Origin of the sequence: Streptomyces violaceorubidus, from assembly GCF_000717995.1 — a bacterium.
In the GTDB taxonomy this organism is placed as follows: Bacteria; Actinomycetota; Actinomycetes; order Streptomycetales; family Streptomycetaceae; genus Streptomyces; species Streptomyces violaceorubidus.
In genome coordinates, this window is record NZ_JODM01000018.1 from 12,174 (window position 1) to 30,014 (window position 17,841).

Genomic DNA, 17,841 nt, shown 5'->3' on the forward strand with positions numbered 1-17,841 from the left:
CTCTTTACTTGGCGCGGACACGCCGCCTCCCTTCCTTGGGACCCTGCGATTCGTAGTAGACCCAGAAACTGCTGCCCCGGAAGACGACCGCGGTGAGCACCATGATCATGAGGAAGAGGATCCAGGCGAGGGCGGAGGCATAGCCCATCTGGAAGAACTTGAACGCGTTCTGGTACAGGTAGAGGACGTAGAACAGCAGGGAGTTCGAGGGTCCGCCGCCGTTCTGCGTGATGACGTAGCCCTGGGTGAAGGTCTGCATCGCGTAGATGAGTCCCGTCACCACGTTGAAGAAGATGACCGGGCTGATCTGCGGAATGGTGATGTTCCACAGGGAGCGGAGGCGGCCGGCGCCGTCGAGTGCGGCCGCCTCGTAGAGTTCGGACGGGATGTCCTGAAGCCCCGCCAGATAGATGATCATGTTGCCGCCGACGGTCCACAGGCTCATGACGACGACCGCGGGCAGTGCCCAGCCGGGGTCGAAGAGCCACTTCGGGCCCTCGATGCCGAGCAGCCCCAGCACCCCGTTGACCAGGCCGTGGTCGGGGTTGAACACCCAGATGAACAGCACCGCCTGCGCCACCCCGCTCACCAGGGAGGGCAGGTACCAGATGGTGCGGAACACGTGGATGCCGCGGACCTTGACGTTCATCAGCAGCGCCACCGCCAGCGACAGCACCGTCTGCGCCGGGACGCTGAGGACCGCGTACAGAAGGGTGACCTTGACGGCATGCCCGACGTTCGGGTCGTGCAGTGCCTTGCGGTAGTTGTCGAGCCCGGCGAACCGCGCCGGGCTGATCAGGTCCCAGTGGGTGAACGACAGGACCAGCGAGTAGATCATCGGGCCGCCGGTGAAGAGCAGGAAGCCGACGATCCAGGGGGAGACGAAGAGCCAGAAGGCCGCGGTCGCGCGCCCCACCCACCTTCGTCGCACCGCGAGCCACAGGGCGGCCGCGAGCACCCCGAAGACGACGGCCATCATGATGACGAAGGCGACGATGGGCTGGAGCGCCACATCCAGGTGAAGCCGGGCGAGGAAGCCCTCCAGGCCCTTCACTATGTCTGTCATGTCGGGGATCCGGTCCTTGTCGGTGCCGTTCGCGGCCAGTCCGCTGCGAGGGTTACTTGGTCGCGTCGAGCATCTTCTGGCACTCGGCCTCGAGCTGCGGCAGCACGGTCGCCGGGTCCTCGTGGCCGGTCCCGATCGCGGTGCGGGAGTTGAGAGCGGTGGAGAAGGTGCTCTCGATCTGGACCTTGTTCTTCACGTACGGCGTGGTCACCGCGCGCTCGACGGCGTCGACGAAGACCTGGAGGCCGGCCTGGGGCGCGGCGGACTTGAAGGCGGCCAGCGAGTCCTTGACGACGGGTACGCCGAGCGCGGACTCCTTGGACGCCAGCAGGTTCTGGGCGGCGGGGTCGGTGCTCACGAACCGCGTGAACGTCTGGGCGGACTTGGTCTGCTCGGCGTTCGCGCTCCTGGAGATGCCGAGGCCGTCGACCTCCATGGGCTCACCGCGGCCGGGCATGGGCACGAGCGCGAAGCGGGAGGGGTCAAGGGCGGCGAACTTCGCGATGTTCCACGGGCCGAAGTCGGGCAGTGTGGCGACCTTGCCCTGGGCCAGCCACTGGAACATGTCCTGTCCCTGGGCGGCGATCGCGGTCGGGGCGAAGCCGTCCGGCTTCACCGAGTCGACGACGGTCTTCGCCGCCCGGACGCCCGCGGCGTCGCCCATGGTGCACTTGGTGCCGTCGGCGTTGTAGTAGGAGCCGCCGTCGGCGAGCAGCCATCCGTCGTACCACAGGGGCGCGGAACCGTAGACCTTGGACGAGCCGGAGCCGGTGGTCATCTTCTTCGCGGCGGCGACGAAGTCCTGGGTGCCGAGCGGCTTCGTGGCCGACGGCACGGGCAGTCCCGCCTTGGTGAAGCTGGTCTTGTCGACGGCCATGACCTTGCTCTTGGCCACGAACGGCACGGCGTAGTCGGTGCCGTCGACGGTGCCCGCCTTGGCGACGGCCGGGGAGTAGTACGCGCCGGCGTCGACGTCGACCGGCTTGAAGGCGCTGAAGAAGCTCGGCAGCGAGGTGTTGGAGATCGCGGCCACGGTGGGGGCGTCCCCGCCGGCGATGGAGGTCTGGAGCTTCTGCTCGTAGTCGCTCTGGATCCAGTTGGCTTCGACATCGATGTCGGGGTGGGCCTTTTCGAAGGCGGCGACCATGTTCTTGATCGTCGCGTTCTCCTCGTTGCTGCCCCAGTAGGCGAAGGAGATGGATGCGGAGTCTTTGCCGCTGTCTCCGGGGGTGGCCCCGCTCTCGTTGCCGCACGCGGCGAGGGAGGCCAGGCAGCCGACGACGATGGCGGCTGTCACTGCGGTTCTCAACACGGGAAGGTCCTTGTCATCGCGGCTCGTTGCCGTTGGAGGGTGCCGGGTTCATTTCTGTTCGTCGGCCGCGGGCGTCTCGCCGCCGCCGGTGATGCGGATACGTGTGCCGACGGGGACGTGCACGCGGGTGGTGCGGCCGTCCCGCCAGGTGTGGGTCCAGTCGACGGCGTTGCCGCCGGTCACCCACAGTTCGCTCGCCTCGTGTCCCTCGTGGCGCACGCCGACGACCGAGGTGCCGACGGCCACTTGGTCGGCCTCCAGCCAGGCGTCGGCGGGGATGTGCGAACGGGTGCGCACCTCGCCCCGGTGGGCCCCGGGGGCCAGGCCGGTCAGTCCGGCCGCGAGGTGGGCGACATGGGTGAACGGGACTTCGGGGTAGTGGGCGCGGGAGTCCGCCAGGTGGCGGATCCACCGGAGGGCTTCCTCGTCGCGTCCGTAGCGCAGATACGCCTCGGGCAGGTAGGTGAAGGCTTCGATGTTGTGCGGCGGGCTCTGTTCCAGGCCGGTACCGAGGAAGTCCAGGTGGGCGTCCGCCCGGTCGTCCGCTCGCATCAGGCCCTTGACCGCCGGGAACCACGTGCTCTCCAGTGAGAAGCCGCTGACCGGCCCCTCGCGGGTGAAGCCCGCGGTGTAGCACCGGTGGTCCGCCAGCCACCAGTTCTCGGCGAACTCGGTCTCCAGGGCGTGGGTCCGCTCCGCGTTCCATCGCGCGAACTCCCTGTCCAGCCCCGCCTCCTTCGTGACGTCGGCGAGTGCGGCGTGGGCCGCCCACTGGCTGGCGATGCCGTCGGCGGACACCAGCAGGTGCGGCTGTTTCTCCACCTCGTTGTACGTGGCCGTGCCCTGGAAGATCCGACCACTGCCGCGCTCGCCGGCGACTCCGTTGCCCAGGGGGTCGTGGGCCTGTACGAACGAGGTCAGGGTGGTGCGGATGAACGAGGCGATCTCAGGTGTCCGCAGGAACCGGTCGTCGCGCGTCCAGCGGTACTGCTCGACGGCCTTCTCCACCAGTTCGAACGGGGCCGGGATCTCCCGGACGAAGTCGTCGTCGTCGTGGTAGTCGATGGCCGCGGGCGTGCCGTCGAAGAGGAACGCCCACAGCGGGTACCAGCCGCGCCGCTCGGTCGCCGAGGCGGCGAAGTGCCGGAGCATCGCCAGGTTCTCGGTGTCGAGACCCAGCAGGTGGGCGCCGAGCATCTGGTGGGCCAGGTCCCGGGAGTAGAACATCGGCCGGTCGGTGAGTCCCGCCCAGTAGCTCGGCAGGAAGTCCGCGCTCCGCCCGGTCTGCACCCACTCCCGTGCACGCGATGACGCCCAAATGAAAGACTCGACAAGATCCGTCATGCTGGATCTGAGCTGAAGCGTTACACCTTGACGTCCTGAGCCCGTGAAAGTGCTTGAGGGCTGCGGATACGTTGGTCCCTGCGCCATGAAAGGGAGTGTTGCACGCACGTCAACTTCACGTCAACGCATCGTTGCTCGCAACCTTCCGAAGGATTTGTGTTCGCCCATCACCGCAGGTGGGAGCGTTGCCTCGGACATCTCAAACGTGTCTCGGGCGGCTACGAGGGGTCCGAAACGCGCCAGTACGGCGCCGGGATCGCCCGATCGGGCCGCAGTGGGGCGAGGCGCGGAGGTGTGCCGGGAGAGACGCCGGAAGACAATGACGTACTTATGACGGATCCGTCAATTACCCGTCAACGGAAGGGGTGCGCGGCGGCGCGGTGGAGGCGCGCACGATCAGCTCCGGGTCGAACAGCAGCTCGCCGGAAGGGACCAGCTTGCGGTTGACCAGGTGCACCATGGCCGTCGACACCGACTGCGCGATCCGCTCCACGGGCTGGCGCACGGTGGTCAGCGGCGGATCGACGAAGTCCATGACCAGCGAGTCGTCGTAGCCGACCACCGACAGGTCCTCGGGGATCGACATCCCCCGGCGCCGGGCTGCCCGGATCGCGCCGAGCGCCATGTAGTCGCTGGCCGCGACGATCCCCGTGACCCCCTGGCCGAGCAGCTCCCCGGCGGCGGACATCCCGCCCTCGACGCTGTAGACCTGACGGGCGACGAGCCGTTGCGGATCGGCGACCCCGCGCGCGGTCATCGCCCGGACGAACCCGGCCAGCCGTCGCTCGCTCGGACGGTTCCCCGCCGGGCCGGCGATCAGACCGATCTCGCGGTGCCCGAGACCCCACAGGTGCTCGACCGCCAGTTCCGCCGCCACGGCGTCGTTGGTCGAGCAACTGGGCGCCGGATGCCCCGCGATCGCGCCGTTCACCAGCACGAAGGGGATCTTGCGCTCGGTGAGCAGCTGGTAGACGGTCGGGTCGGCGTCGATCAGGGTGTTGCTGGCGGAGGCGAAGACCGCGCCGGCGATGCCCAGGTCCATCGTCGAGGAGATGAAGTCGATCTCCTGAAGCCCGCCCACCGTGGTGGAGCCCACTATGGCCCTGAAGCCCTGGGAGGCGAGGGCCGACTCGATCAGTTCGCACAGCTGGCCGAAGAACGGCTGGGCCAGTCCGGGGGTGAGGACCACGATCAGCTGGCTCTGCCCGCCGCGCTCGTAGCCCAGCTCGCGGATCGCCTCCTCGACCTGGCGCCGGGTCGCCGTCGCGACGACTCCGCGGCGGTTGATGACGCGGCTGACTGTGGCCTCGCTGACGCCCGCTCGCGCCGCGACGTCGCTGATCCCGACCTTGGCCATGACTCCCTCTGCGTGAACGGCGCCGCCCGGCGTGTGGCGAGTGTACCGGGAGCATGCCGGGCACCGGACGGACCGGTCCTCAGCCCGGCACGGCCAGCAACGTGCCGCCCTCGCCGGGGCGCACGGTCCACGGCCCCCGGTCCAGGTCCACCTCCACCGACGCGCCGTCCCACGAAACGCGCACCTCACCCGTGCCCTCACCGCGTCCGCGCAACCGCGCCCCGGTCAGGCGCCGCCCGTCGTCCCAGGCCAGGTCGACCACGACACCCGGCCGTGCCACCAGTCCCCGCAGCCGCCCGGCGGGCCAGTCGGACGGCAGCGCCGGCAGCAGGTCGACCGTGCCGGTGTGGCTCTGCAGCACGCACTCCGCGATCGCCGCCGTGAACCCGAAGTTGCCGTCGATCTGGAACGGCGGGTGGGCCGACAGGCGGTTGGGGTAGAGGCCCCCGTGCTCTCCCACGGCCCCCGGGTCCACCTCGCGCAGCGCCAGATCGATCAGCGCGGGCAGCCGCCCGGTGTGGCGCAGCCGTGCGCGCAGCGCGACTTTCCAGGCGAGCGACCAGCCCGTGGAGTCGTCGCCGCGCACGTCCAGGGTGCGGGCCACCGCGGCGGCCGACTCCGGTCGTATCCCCGGCCCGGGGAACGCCTCGTAGAGCGGTGACAGATGACGGTGGGCCGGCTCCGCCATGACGTGCGGTCCGCGCCATTCACGGATCGTCCCGTCCTCGTCGGTCTCCGGGTGCGGCAGGCGGGGCAGGGCGGACCGGGCCGCCTCGGCCACGGGGTCAAAGGGTCGTCCCGTGTCCCGGGCGAGGGCGACGACCGAGGTGAGCACGTCGCGGGCGATGCCGACGTCGATCGCGGAGCTGACGTCGACCGCCATGGGGCCGGCCGCGGTGCTGAACCGGTTCTCCGGCGACGACGAGGGGGACAGGCCGAGCGTGCCGTCGGGCAGTTCCACCAGCCAGTCGAGGAGGAAGCGCGCCGCGCCCCGGACGATGGGCCAGGCGCGGTCCCGGGCGAACGGCAGGCCGGCGCCGAAGGCCACGTGGTCGACCAGGTGCCGGCACAGCCAGCCCCCCGCCAGCGGCCAGAACGCCCAGGCGGGGTCGGCCTCCCCCCGGCCCACCGGGGAGGTGTACGCCCATACGTCGGTGTTGTGGTGCGCGCACCAGCCGTCGGCGTCGTACAGCCGCCGCGCGGTCTTGGCGCCCCGGACGCTCACCGCCTCGACCAGGTCGAACAGGGGTGGCAGGCATTCGGGCAGGTCGGTGACGTCGGCCGGCCAGTAGTTCATCTGGGTGTTGATGTTGACGGTGTAGTTCGCACTCCACGCAGGGCGCATCGAGTCGTTCCACAGGCCCTGGAGCGTGGCCGGTGTCCCGCCGGCCCGCGACGCGCTGATCAGCAGGTAGCGGCCGTAGTGGAAGAGGAACGCGAGCTGCCGCCCCCGCTCGTCGGGGACGTCCCACTCCAGCTCCACCCGCTCGTACAGGCGCGCGTGGTCCGCGCGCTGCCGCTCGCGCAGTGCGGCGGCGCCCCGCTCCACGGCCGCGTCGAGGTCCCGGCGGGCCGCCTCCAGGGCGTCGCGTTCGTCACCGCGCGGTGCGGCGCCGAGCGCGGTGAAGGTGGTGCCGGTGGTCAGCACGATCTCGGCGTGCCGCACACCCCGGGCCGCCAGCAGGGCGCCGCCGCCCCGGGTGCCGGGCGCCGCCGCCTCGCCCGCGGGGACGTCCTGCCCGTCGTGCGACCAGTGCACGGCCATCGCGCCCCGCAGGCTGACCGCGTCGTCGTCGTACACCGGCGAGGGCGCGTCGGGTTCGTGCGGGGGTGCGACGTCGGTGGGCATCCGGGTGGTGAGCCAGGCGCCGCGCCCGTCCGCACCGTGGCCCAGGATCCGCAGCGGGGAGTCGAGGCCGAGGGTGAGGTCGAGGCCCGGGCCCTGGGGTACGTCGATGGTCATCAGCAGGGCCCGGTCGGGGTGCGAGACCACCGTGCGCCGTACCACCGTCGCCCCGCCCGCCGTGTAGCTCACGACGTGCTCGGCGGTGCGCAGGTCGAGCCGGCGGGAGTATCCGGTGACGGGGCCCGGCGGATGGGCGACGCCGACCGTCAGCCGGCCGAACGGCAGGTAGGCCTGGGTCCAGCGTTCCTGGAGCCTGCGGACCGCCCGGTCGGCGGCGGCGTGGTCGCCCCCGGCGAGCGCCCGGCGGGCCTCGGCGACGGCCTCGCGTGCCGTCGCGGCCCCGACCCGGCCGTGGGCGAACTCGCTCGCGGGCGAACCCGACCACGCCGTGCCGTCGTTGAGCCGCACCCGCTCGCGCTCCACACCGCCGTCCGGCATCGCGCCGATCCGGCCGTTGCCGAGCGGCAGCGCCTCCAGCCAGTGGCCGGCCGGGCGGGCGAAGGAGAGCCGGTGGGGGGTCTGCGTGGGACCGTGGGGACGGGTCGGCACGATGCCTCCTGGGGGACGGGCGGGGACTGGCTACACTGACGCGCCTGACTTTGACCAGACATTAGGGCAACGTCGGTTCCGTGAGTCGGCCGGGACGACATGGGCCCGTTTCCGAAACGCTTCCCAACGAGGAGTACGTGTGGCGCTGCGCACCACGGTCGACGTCACGGAGTTCGGCGCGGACCCCGGGGGCACCCGGGACAGCGCCGCGGCGGTCGCCGAGGCCCTGCGCACGGCCTGTGCCGTGCCGCACCCGGTGACCGTGCGGTTCCCGCCGGGCCGGTACCACCTGTATCCGGAGCGGGCCGAACGCCGTGAACTGTACGTCTCCAACACCGTGGGCGCCGACCGGCGGTACCTGTCCAAGACCGTCGCGCTGCTCGTGGAGAACGCCCGCGACCTGGTGGTCGACGGCCGGGGCGCGGCCTTCGTGCTGCACGGCGCGCAGACGGCGTTCGCGGCGATCGACTCGGCCGACGTCCGGTTCGAGGGGTTCTCCTTCGACTACGTCTCGCCCCGGGTCGTCGACGCCACGGTGGCGGACGCCGGCACGGACGGGGTCGCGGCCTGGCGGGAGCTGGCCCTGCCCGCGGACACCCGCTTCCGGATCGACGGCACCACCGTCACCTGGCTCGGCGAGGCACGCCCCGGGGACGGCGAGCCGTACTGGAGCGGCACGGACGCGATGGAGTACACGCAGGTCCACGATCCGGCGGCCCGGCGCACATGGCGGGACCGCAACCCCCTGTTCGACGACGTGGCCGCGGTCCGCGAACTCCCGGGCCGGCGCCTGCGCCTGACCTACCGCCACGCCGAGGCTCCCCGCGACGTCGGGCTCGTCTACCAGATGCGCACCACGGTGCGCGACCACCCGGGCGCGTTCGTGTGCGGCAGTGAGCGGGTGGAGGTCCGCGACATCTCGGCGCACTATCTGCACGGATTCGGTCTCGTGGGGCAGATGAGCAGGGACCTGACCGTGCGTGACGTCCGGTTCCGCGCCGACCCGGCCACCGGTCGCACGTCGGCCGGCTTCGCCGACTTCATCAACCTGTCGTCGATGGCCGGACACGTACGGATCGCCGACTGCGTCTTCGACGGGCCGCACGACGACCCGGTCAACGTCCACGGCACCTACCTGGTCCTGGCCGACCGGGTCGCGGACGACGTGGTGACGCTGGCCTACCGGCACCCGGAGACCGCCGGTTTCCCCGCGTTCCGGGCCGGGGACACGATCGAGTTCACCGCTCGCGCCACCCTGGACGGCGCGGCCGGCCACACCGCGTGCGTCACCGCCGTCGACGGCCCCCACGACCGGGGCGACGCGGACGACCGTCGCCTGATGACCGTGAGCCTGGACCGTCCGCTGCCGTCCGACGTCATGCCGGAGCACTGGGTCGCCGAGAACGTCACCGCCACGGCGTCGGTCGCCGTCGTGGGCAACCACTTCGTCAACGTGCCCACGCGCGGTGTCCTGGTGACCACCCGGCAGCCGGTCGTCATCGAGAACAACGTCTTCGACAGCGTGACCATGGCCGGCGTCTACGTCTCCGCGGACGCCGAGGAGTGGTACGAGTCCGGGCCGGTCGCCGACCTGACGATCCGGGACAACACCTTCCTGCGTCCGGCCACGCCCGCGGTCCTCCTCGCGCCGACGAGCACCGTCCTCGACCCCGCTCACCCGGTGCACCGCAACGTGCGCGTCAGCGGCAACGAGTTCATGGACGCCCAGGCCCCGGTCGTCCGCGCCCGCTCCGTCGGCGGACTCGCCGTCACCGGCAACCGCCTGACGGGGACGGCCGCCGGGGCTTTCCCCGAGGCCGCCCTCGTGGCCGCCGAGGGCTGCTCGGACGTGGTGGTGGAAGGGACCTGCGGGGTCCTCGGGCCGTGAGGGGGAGGGCTGCCGACCACCGGCGAACGGGACGCGGGCCACCGGACGGCCGGACATGTGTGACACGGAGCCTTGACACCCGACCGCACGGGAGCACACACTTCCCACCAATTAACAACATCCCCCAAGGGGTGTTCAGACGGCTCACCACTGCGCCGGCCCACGACTGCGCGGCCCGCCCCCCCGGCGGTTGTGCCGCACCGGGCCCGCCGCCGCTCCCCCGAGGCGACCGCACACCCGGCGGGCGCCGAGTACACCGCGCCCCGCCCGCACAGAAGGCCCCGCTCCTGATGCAGAAATCCGCCGTGTTCGTGCCCCACTTCCACTGGGACCGGGAGTGGTACGAGCCGTTCCAGGTCTTCCGGCACCGGCTGGTCGCCGCCCTCGACAGCGTGCTGGAGACGGCCGAGGCCGACCCGGACTTCCGGTTCACCGTCGACGGGCAGATGGCCGCGATCGAGGACTACCTGGAGATGCGGCCGGAGAACCGCGACCGGGTCGCGGCCCTGGTCGCCTCCGGCCGGCTCGCCATCGGGCCGTGGCTGATCCTGCTCGACGAATTCCTCTGCTCCGGCGAGACCATCGTGCGCAACCTGCGGATGGGCTGGGAGGCCGCGGAACGACTCGGCGGCCCGATGCCGATCGGCTACCTCCCCGACATGTTCGGCCACATCGCCCAGATGCCGCAGATCCTGGCGCGCGCCGGCATCGCCCACGCGGCCCTGTGGCGCGGTGTGCCCGGCACGGTCGACGGCCACGCCTTTTGCTGGCGCGCCCCCGACGGCTCCGAGGTGCGCACCGAGTTCCTCTTCGACGGCTACGACAACGGCCTCGACGTCCTGCTGGTCCCCGACCGGATCGGCCCCGCCCTCGGCGAGTACGCGCGGGCGACCGCCGGGCGCTGGGGCGGCGATCCGGTGCTGGCGATGGCCGGGACGGACCACAACGCGCCCGACCCGCGACTGGCGTCCTGGCTGCGGCGGGCCTCCGGCGAACAGCGCGCCATCACCGTCGCGACGCTCGACGAGTACATCCGCACGCACGTGCGCGACGAGGTGTCCACCGTCGTCACCGGCGAGCTGCGCAGCCATGTGCGCGGCAACATCCTGCCGGGCGTGCTCTCCGTACGGCTCGGCCTCAAGCAGCGCATGGCCGTCGCCGAGCGCACCGTCGACCACGCCGAGCGGATGAACGCCCTGTGGTCCGGACAGGACGCGGGACCGTTCCTCTCCCTGGCCTGGCACAAGATCATCGAGTCGACGGCGCACGACTCGGTCGTCGGCTCCGGCACCGACGAGACCTGTGACCAGGTGGAGGCCCGGCTGGCGGAAGCCGCGCAGGCGGCGCGCGCGGTCCGGGACGCGGCCCTCGCCGAACCGGCCGCCAGGGTGCCGGGCGACGCCCATCTGGTCGCCAACCCCCTGCCCTTCCCCCGCTCGGCGCTGGTCGAGGTGGACGTCGCCGCACCCGAGCGGGGATCGGCACCGGTGGCGACGGGCGCGGACGGCTCGGTCCGTCCGGTGCAGCTGGTCTCCGAGGCGCCCACCGTGCTCAGCGACGAACGGATGGACGCCTCGCACCTGGAGCGCGTGCTGCGCCGCATCCACCGGCGCGAGCTCTTCGGCCGTCTCATCGACCGCTACGACATCGCCCCGCACTCCCTCGTCTTCCACCTCGCCGAGGTCCCCACCGCCGGTCCGTTCGACCTGATGGTCCTGCGCCGCGAGGTCGCCGAGGCCGCCGTGGCGCACCCGGGGCAGTGGCGGGTGACGACGCTGGAGGAGGCGCGGGCCACCGCCCTGGTGCCCGTGACCGTCCCCGCCTCGGGGCTCGCGAGCTTCCGGGTCGGCCCGAGCGAGGGGAGTGCCGCGCCCGTCGCGCCCGCCCCGGCGAGCGCGACGGCGCGCACGCTGTCCAACCACCTGGTCGAGGCCGTCATCGTCGCGGACGGCACCCTGGACGTGACCGGCGCCGACGGCACCGTGCTGCGCGGAGTCGGCCGCCTCGTCGACGGGGGCGACCGCGGCGACAGCTACAACTACGCTCCCCCGGCGCACGACACCCTCGTGTCCCGGCCGACACAGGTCACGGTGGAACCGCTCGAGAGCGGCCCGCTGCGCGCGAGGACCCGCGTCACCCGCGTCTACGAGTGGCCCGCGGCGCTGTCCGACGACCGTGACCTGCGCGACGCGCGGACCGTGCCGACCCCGGTGGAGACGCTGGTGGAGGTACGCGCGGGTGAGCCCTTCGTCCGCCTGACCACAACGTTCCTGAACCAGTCCGCCGACCACCGGCTGCGTCTGCACGTGCCGCTGCCCGAACCGGCGACGGTGTCCGCCTCCGCCGGACAGTTCGCCGTCACCGAGCGGGGCCTGAGTGCGGAGGGCGGCTGGGGCGAGTACCCGCTGCCGACCTTCCCGGCGAGTTCGTTCGTCTCGGCCGGTGCCGCCACCGTCCTGCTCGACCACTGCGGCGAGTACGAACTCGTCGAAGACGGAGCAGAGTTGGCCCTCACCCTGCTGCGCGCCATCGGCTCGATCAGCGTCAACATCCACCCCCTGCGCGACGAGCCGGCGGCGAGCGAGATCCCCGCACCCGGCGCCCAGGAACTTGGGGTGCGGATCGAGAACCGGATCGCCGTCCTGCCCTCCGCGCGCGGCTGGCAGGCGGCCGGCGCGGTCGCCCTCGCCGAGGAGTTCCGGGGCGACGTGCTCGTCGTCCGGGGCAGCGCACCCGTCGGGGGGCAACTGCCGCCGGACGCCTGCGGAGTGCGGGTCGAGGGCGAGGACGTCCTCGTCTCGTGCGTCCGCCGCGTCGTCGACGACGAGCGCGGCGGCGGGACCGAGGTGCGGCTGGCCGCGATGAGCGACGCGGGCACGACCGTCCGGGTGACCGGCGACTTCACCGACGCCGCCACGGTGGACCTGCTCGGCCGCCCCCTGGGAGCGGAACCGGTCTTGGACGGTCTCGAACTCGCCCTCGGGCCCTGGGAGATCCGCACCGTCGTGCTCCGGTAGACGCCCGCTCCGCCCACCCGGACCCTCCGCCACCAAGAAGGGGTTGTGACCCTGTGCCCTGCGAATCCTCCGCGTACGTCTCGGACACCGCGCCCGGACGCGGGTCGCTGCGCCCGGCCCGCTCCTGGCTGCACTCCGACGCCGCCCGTCTCCCGCTGAACGGGCCCTGGCGCTTCCGCCTGTCGCCGACGGCCTCGGTGGCGGAGGAGTTCGCGGCCGAGGGCTTCGACGACAGCGACTGGGACGACATCCCGGTGCCCTCGCACTGGGTGCTCCGGGACGACGGCGCCCACGGCCGGCCCATCTACACGAACGTGCAGTTCCCGTTCCCCATCGACCCGCCCCACGTCCCGGACGAGAACCCCACCGGCGACTACCGCAGGCACGTCGGGATTCCCGCCGACTGGTCGGGCACCGGGCGCGTCCTGCTGCGGTTCGACGGGGTGGAGTCGCTGTTCAAAGTGTGGGTGAACGGCGTCGAGATCGGCAGTGCCGCCGGCAGCCGCCTCACCCACGAGTTCGACGTGACGCGGGCGGTGCGGCCGGGGGACAACGTCGTCGCCGTGCGGGTGCACCAGTGGTCGGCGGCCAGCTACCTCGAGGACCAGGACCAGTGGTGGCTGCCGGGCATCTTCCGTGACGTCACCCTGATCGCCCGGCCCGCCGCCGGCATCGAGGACGTCTGGCTGCGCACCGGGTTCGAGGACGGGCGCGCAAGCGTGGACCCGGAGATCACCGCCGACGCGGCGGCGTTCCCGGTCACGCTGCGCATCCCCGAACTGGGCGTCGACAGGACGTGGGCCACGGCGGCCGACGTGGTCCCGTTCGACGTCGGCGGCGCGGAGCCCTGGTCGGCCGAACGGCCCCGGCTGTACGACGCCACGGTGTCGTCGGCGGCGGAGAGCATCGCGCTGCGCGTGGGCTTTCGCACCGTCGAGATCCGTGGCGACCGGTTCCTGGTCAACGGCCGCCGCGTCGTCTTCCACGGCGTGAACCGCCACGAGGCCCACCCCGAGCGCGGCCGGGTCTTCGACGAGGACCACGCCCGCGAGGACCTCGCCCGCATGAAGCGGTTCAACGTGAACGCGATCCGCACCAGCCACTACCCGCCGCACCCCCGCCTGCTGGACCTGGCCGACGAACTCGGGTTCTGGGTCGTGCTGGAGTGCGACCTGGAGACGCACGGCTTCGACAAGGTCGGCTGGACCGGCAACCCCAGCGACGACCCCGCGTGGCGCGAGGCCTACCTCGACCGGATCCGGCGCACCGTGGAACGGGACAAGAACCACCCCAGCGTCGTGATCTGGTCGCTCGGCAACGAGGCGGGCACCGGAAGCAACCTCGCCGCGATGTCCGCGTGGGTCCACGCCCGCGACACCGGGCGGCCCGTGCACTACGAGGGCGACCACACCGGCGAGTACACGGACGTCTACTCGCGCATGTACGCGTCCGTGCCCGAGATCGAACGGATCGCGGCCGACGACTCCCGCGCCACCCTGATGAACTGCACGCCCGCGCAGAGCGTGAGGCAGCGCGGCAAGCCGTTCCTGCTCTGCGAGTACGCCCACGCGATGGGAAACGGACCGGGCGGACTCGACCAGTACGAGGCACTGGTCGACCGGCATCCGAGACTTCACGGCGGTTTCGTCTGGGAATGGCGCGACCACGGCATCCTGACCACGACCCCGGACGGCACGCCCTTCTACGGGTACGGCGGCGACTTCGGAGAGGTCGTCCACGACGCCAACTTCGTGATGGACGGCCTGGTGCTGAGCGACGACGTCCCGACCCCCGGCCTTTACGAGTACAAGGCGGTCGTCCAGCCGATCCGCTTCGCCTTCGACGCCGACGAGGTCGCCGTCACGAACCTGCGGCACTCGGCCGACACCGGCGACCTGCGTTTCGTCTGGCGGGTCGAGCACGAGGGGGCCGTCGTGGCCCGCGGAGACCTGGACGTCCCGGCCGTCGCCGCGGGCGGCACCCGGCGCGTGCCGCTGCCCCCGGTCCCGGTGGCGCGGGACGCGGAGACGTGGCTCACCCTCGACGCCGTCCTCGCCGCCCCCACCTCGTGGGCGCCCGCCGGGCACGTCGTCGCCACGGCCCAGTCGGACCGGTCGGCGCCGCGTCCCACGCCCGCCGTCCGGCACCGGTCCGGCTGGCGGCCCGGCGACGGCACGCTGAGGCTCGGGTTCGCGGAGTTCGCGGGCGGGTCCCTCGTGGGCCTGGCCGGCCGCGCCGTGACCGGCCCGCGGCTGGAGCTGTTCCGCGCCCCCACCGACAACGACGAGGGCACGTCCGACGACCTGGAGGACAGCGACGCCACCGTCGCCGGTGTCTCGCACGCCGAACTCTGGCGGCGCGAGGGCCTGGACCGGCTGATCGCACGCCGCCTCTCGGTGACCTGTACGGCGGACGCCCTGCGCACCGTCGACCGGGTCTCGGCGGCGAACTCCGCGGCATGGGTGATGACGGAGTCCGTCTGGTCGGTGGAGGGCGACGAGCTCGAACTGCGGGTGGAGATCGAGCCGTCGAGCGGTTGGACGACGGTGTGGCCGCGGATCGGGATCCGCTTCGACCTGCCCGACGGCGCCGCTCCCGTCGACGGCGTCACGTGGTTCGGCCTGGGCCCGCTCGAGTCGTATCCGGACAGTGCCCGCGCGGCCCGCACCGGGCGCTTCTCCTCGGCCGTCGGCGACCTCGGCGTCGACTACGCGCGGCCGCAGGAGACCGGGCACCGCGCCGGGCTGCGACGGCTGACGCTGGCGAGCGCGGACACCGAGGTGCTGCACGTCACCGCCCTCGCGGACCGGCTGGGACGCCGCCCCGGCTTCACGCTCGCCCGGCACACCCCCCAGCAGATCGCACGAGCGGGACATCCGTACGAGCTGCCGGATTCGACCACGACCTACCTGATCGTCGACGCCGCCCAGCACGGGCTCGGCTCCCGGTCCTGCGGCTCCGACGTGCGGCCCGGGTTCGCGCTGCGCCCCGAGGCCCGCACGATCAGGCTCCGCTGGGCCAGGGCCTGACGGTCACGGCGCCCGGGGCCGACGGCGCGCGACGGGGGCGGGGCCGAGTCCGCGGTCTGCTGGCGGACTACGGGGTGGCGATCGCTCGGCGCTCTCACCGCTGTGCTCGCCGCGGCCGAGGCGGCGGGCCGGGGAGGGGCCTGGGAGGGGCCCATCCGGTGCGCCGCTCCCGGTGTGGCGGTACCTATCGTGCGAAAGGTTCACAAGTCGCCTACATTCCTCACAAGTAGACAACGTCGACGCCAGCTCGCGGCCTGCCGATTCCCAGGAGTCCCGCGCGCCGTCCACCTCGGTAGGTCGCCGTGCGGGACTGACCTCCGTCTCCGTGCGGGACTTCCCGCCGAGCGGCGCGGTGGCACACGTTTGGCCCCAGCGGCTCGGGACGTGCCTGGCGTCGAGGCCGTCGTGCCGCACGATGCGACGCCGCTGGACACGATCAGCGGGGTCACGAGTCGGCGCCCGACCCACGGCTTCGAGGAGTGCAATGCGAATATCGGCCTTCGCCTTCACCGGGGCGCTCGCGCTCTCGGTCGCGGCACCTTTCCCGGCCGGCGCGGCTTCGGCCGCTCCTGCCTCGCTCCCCCTGGGCGGCGGACCCTCCAGCGGGTGCGCCACCCCGTCCGTGACCGCACCGCCCGGCACCGAGGTGGAGTCCATCAAGGGGGTGCGACGAGCGGGCGGCACCGTCACCTTCCCCGCGGTGGCGCCCCAGCCGGCCCCGCCCCCGGCCACCGGGGTTCCGGCGTACTGCGAGGTGACCGTCACCCTCGCTCACCCCGGCGCCGGCGACCACGCGCACATCAGGATCTGGCTGCCGGAGACCGGCTGGACCGGGCGCTTCCAGGCGATCGGAGGCAGCGCCTACGCGGCGGGCGACTTCGGCCCCGGGCTCGCCAACGCCGTCAAGGCGGGATACGCGGCGGCAACGACCGACGCGGGTGTCACCCCGGCGTACCTCGACGTCGGCTGGGCGCTCACCTCCGACGGAGGGATCAACACGCCCCTGCTCGAGAACTTCGCCGACCGGTCGCAGCACGAGATGGCCCTGGTCGGCAAGGAGGTCACCGCCGCCTTCTACGGTCGCCGGGCCGACTACAGCTACTGGAACGGCTGTTCCACCGGCGGCCGCCAGGGGTACATGGAGGCACAGCGCCACCCCGACGACTTCGACGGCATCCTCGCCAACGCCCCCGCCATCAACTGGGACCGGTACGTGCCGGCGACACTCTGGCCGCAGGTGGTGATGAACGAGGAGCGCGACTTCCCCGCTCCCTGCGTGCTCGACGCCTTCACCCAGGCGGCCGTCAAGGCCTGCGACCCGCGCGACGGCGCAACCGACGGTCTCCTCGCCGAACCCGCCGCCTGCACGTTCGACCCGCGCAGACTCGTCGGCAAGACCGTGGAGTGCGAGGGGAGAAAGGTGACCGTCTCGGCCGCCGACGCCGAAGTCGTCCGCAGGATCTGGGACGGGCCCACCACCCCCTCGGGCGAGAAGCTGTGGTACGGCGTGCCGGTCGGAGCCGCCCTCGACGCCCTGGCGGGCACCAAGGCCAACGCGGACGGCTCCCGGTCCGGCGTGCCCTTCCCCGTCCCTGCCGTGTGGGTCTCGACCTTCCTGGAACGCGACCCGGCGTTCGACCCCTCGACCCTCACCTACGCGCGGTTCGCCCAACTGTTCGAGCAGTCGAGTGCCGAGTACCACCGCGTCATCGGCACCGACGACCCGGACCTGGCGGGCTTCCGCGCGGCCGGCGGCAAGCTGCTGACCTTCCACGGCCTCGCCGACCAGCTCATTCCCGTCCAGGGCACGGTCGACTACCGCGAGCGGGTACAGGAACTCATGGGCGGCGCCGACGAGGTGGACTCCTTCTACCGGTTGTTCCTGGCACCCGGCGTCGACCACTGCGCAGGCGGCGGCACCGGCCTCGTCCCGACCGACCCGCTGGCGTCGCTCACCGACTGGGTAGAGAAGGGCAAGGCACCCGACACCCTGCCCGCTGCCGTCACGGACGCCGCCGGCAAGAAGACACCCCGCGCCCTGTGCCGCTACCCGCTGATCACCACCGGCTCGGGCCGGGACACCGGGAACGCGGCCGACGGCCACCACTGCGCGCCGGCATCGAAAGCCGCCCTCTCTCCCCTGAGCGCTCCCACAGCGGACTCCGACGGCAGCGTCACCAGCGACGACGGCACGCACGCCGACCGCCCCGAACTGGCCGCCACCGGAGAGCGCACGACATCCCTGCTCCTGGCAGCCGCGGCGGCCGTCCTCCTCGGCCTCGGCCTCGTCACACGCGCTACGGGCCGCTCCGTACGCAACCGACGCCGCTGACGTCCATGAGCGCCGAGGGCCCCAGGGCTCTCGGCGCTGTG

General features: G+C 72.4%; 9 protein-coding genes. 4 read left to right on the forward strand and 5 right to left on the reverse strand.

The annotated features are described in order from the left end of the window. Positions 1 to 4: 4 nt before the first annotated feature. The 5 genes from IE94_RS0120910 to IE94_RS0120930 form a co-directional block, all read right to left on the reverse strand. On the reverse strand, positions 5 to 1,066 hold the full coding sequence (locus tag IE94_RS0120910) for a carbohydrate ABC transporter permease (protein WP_209441076.1): 1,062 nt from the start codon (positions 1,064 to 1,066) through the stop codon (positions 5 to 7). 52 nt (positions 1,067 to 1,118) lie between these two features. Then, positions 1,119 to 2,375, reverse strand: a complete 1,257-nt coding sequence (locus IE94_RS0120915; RefSeq protein ID WP_157849366.1) for an extracellular solute-binding protein — start codon at positions 2,373 to 2,375, stop codon at positions 1,119 to 1,121. 51 nt (positions 2,376 to 2,426) lie between these two features. Continuing rightward, complete coding sequence (locus IE94_RS0120920) at positions 2,427 to 3,668, reverse strand: hypothetical protein (protein ID WP_051777572.1); 1,242 nt, start codon at positions 3,666 to 3,668, stop codon at positions 2,427 to 2,429. 400 nt (positions 3,669 to 4,068) lie between these two features. Then, positions 4,069 to 5,079, reverse strand: a complete 1,011-nt coding sequence (locus IE94_RS0120925; protein WP_030186563.1) for a LacI family DNA-binding transcriptional regulator — start codon at positions 5,077 to 5,079, stop codon at positions 4,069 to 4,071. 79 nt (positions 5,080 to 5,158) lie between these two features. Further along, a complete protein-coding gene (locus IE94_RS0120930) occupies positions 5,159 to 7,534 on the reverse strand; it encodes a glycoside hydrolase family 95 protein (protein ID WP_051777574.1) in 2,376 nt (791 codons plus the stop codon). A 139-nt stretch (positions 7,535 to 7,673) separates the two neighbouring features. Here IE94_RS0120930 and IE94_RS41155 point away from each other — a divergent pair, with 139 nt between their 5' ends. The 4 genes from IE94_RS41155 (at position 7,674) to IE94_RS0120950 (ending at position 17,800) form a co-directional block, all read left to right on the forward strand. Continuing rightward, positions 7,674 to 9,422 carry a right-handed parallel beta-helix repeat-containing protein gene (locus tag IE94_RS41155; RefSeq protein WP_051777576.1) on the forward strand — a complete coding sequence of 583 codons (1,749 nt, stop codon included), beginning with the start codon at positions 7,674 to 7,676 and terminating at the stop codon, positions 9,420 to 9,422. Between the two features lie 290 nt (positions 9,423 to 9,712). Further along, positions 9,713 to 12,439: a glycoside hydrolase family 38 N-terminal domain-containing protein gene (locus tag IE94_RS0120940; protein ID WP_030186568.1), complete on the forward strand. Its 2,727-nt coding sequence runs from the start codon at positions 9,713 to 9,715 to the stop codon at positions 12,437 to 12,439. 53 nt (positions 12,440 to 12,492) lie between these two features. Next, positions 12,493 to 15,468, forward strand: coding sequence for a glycoside hydrolase family 2 TIM barrel-domain containing protein (locus tag IE94_RS0120945; protein WP_030186570.1), 2,976 nt, complete (start codon positions 12,493 to 12,495; stop codon positions 15,466 to 15,468). Between the two features lie 484 nt (positions 15,469 to 15,952). After that, complete coding sequence (locus IE94_RS0120950; protein WP_063829725.1) at positions 15,953 to 17,800, forward strand: tannase/feruloyl esterase family alpha/beta hydrolase; 1,848 nt, start codon at positions 15,953 to 15,955, stop codon at positions 17,798 to 17,800. Positions 17,801 to 17,841: the final 41 nt, after the last annotated feature.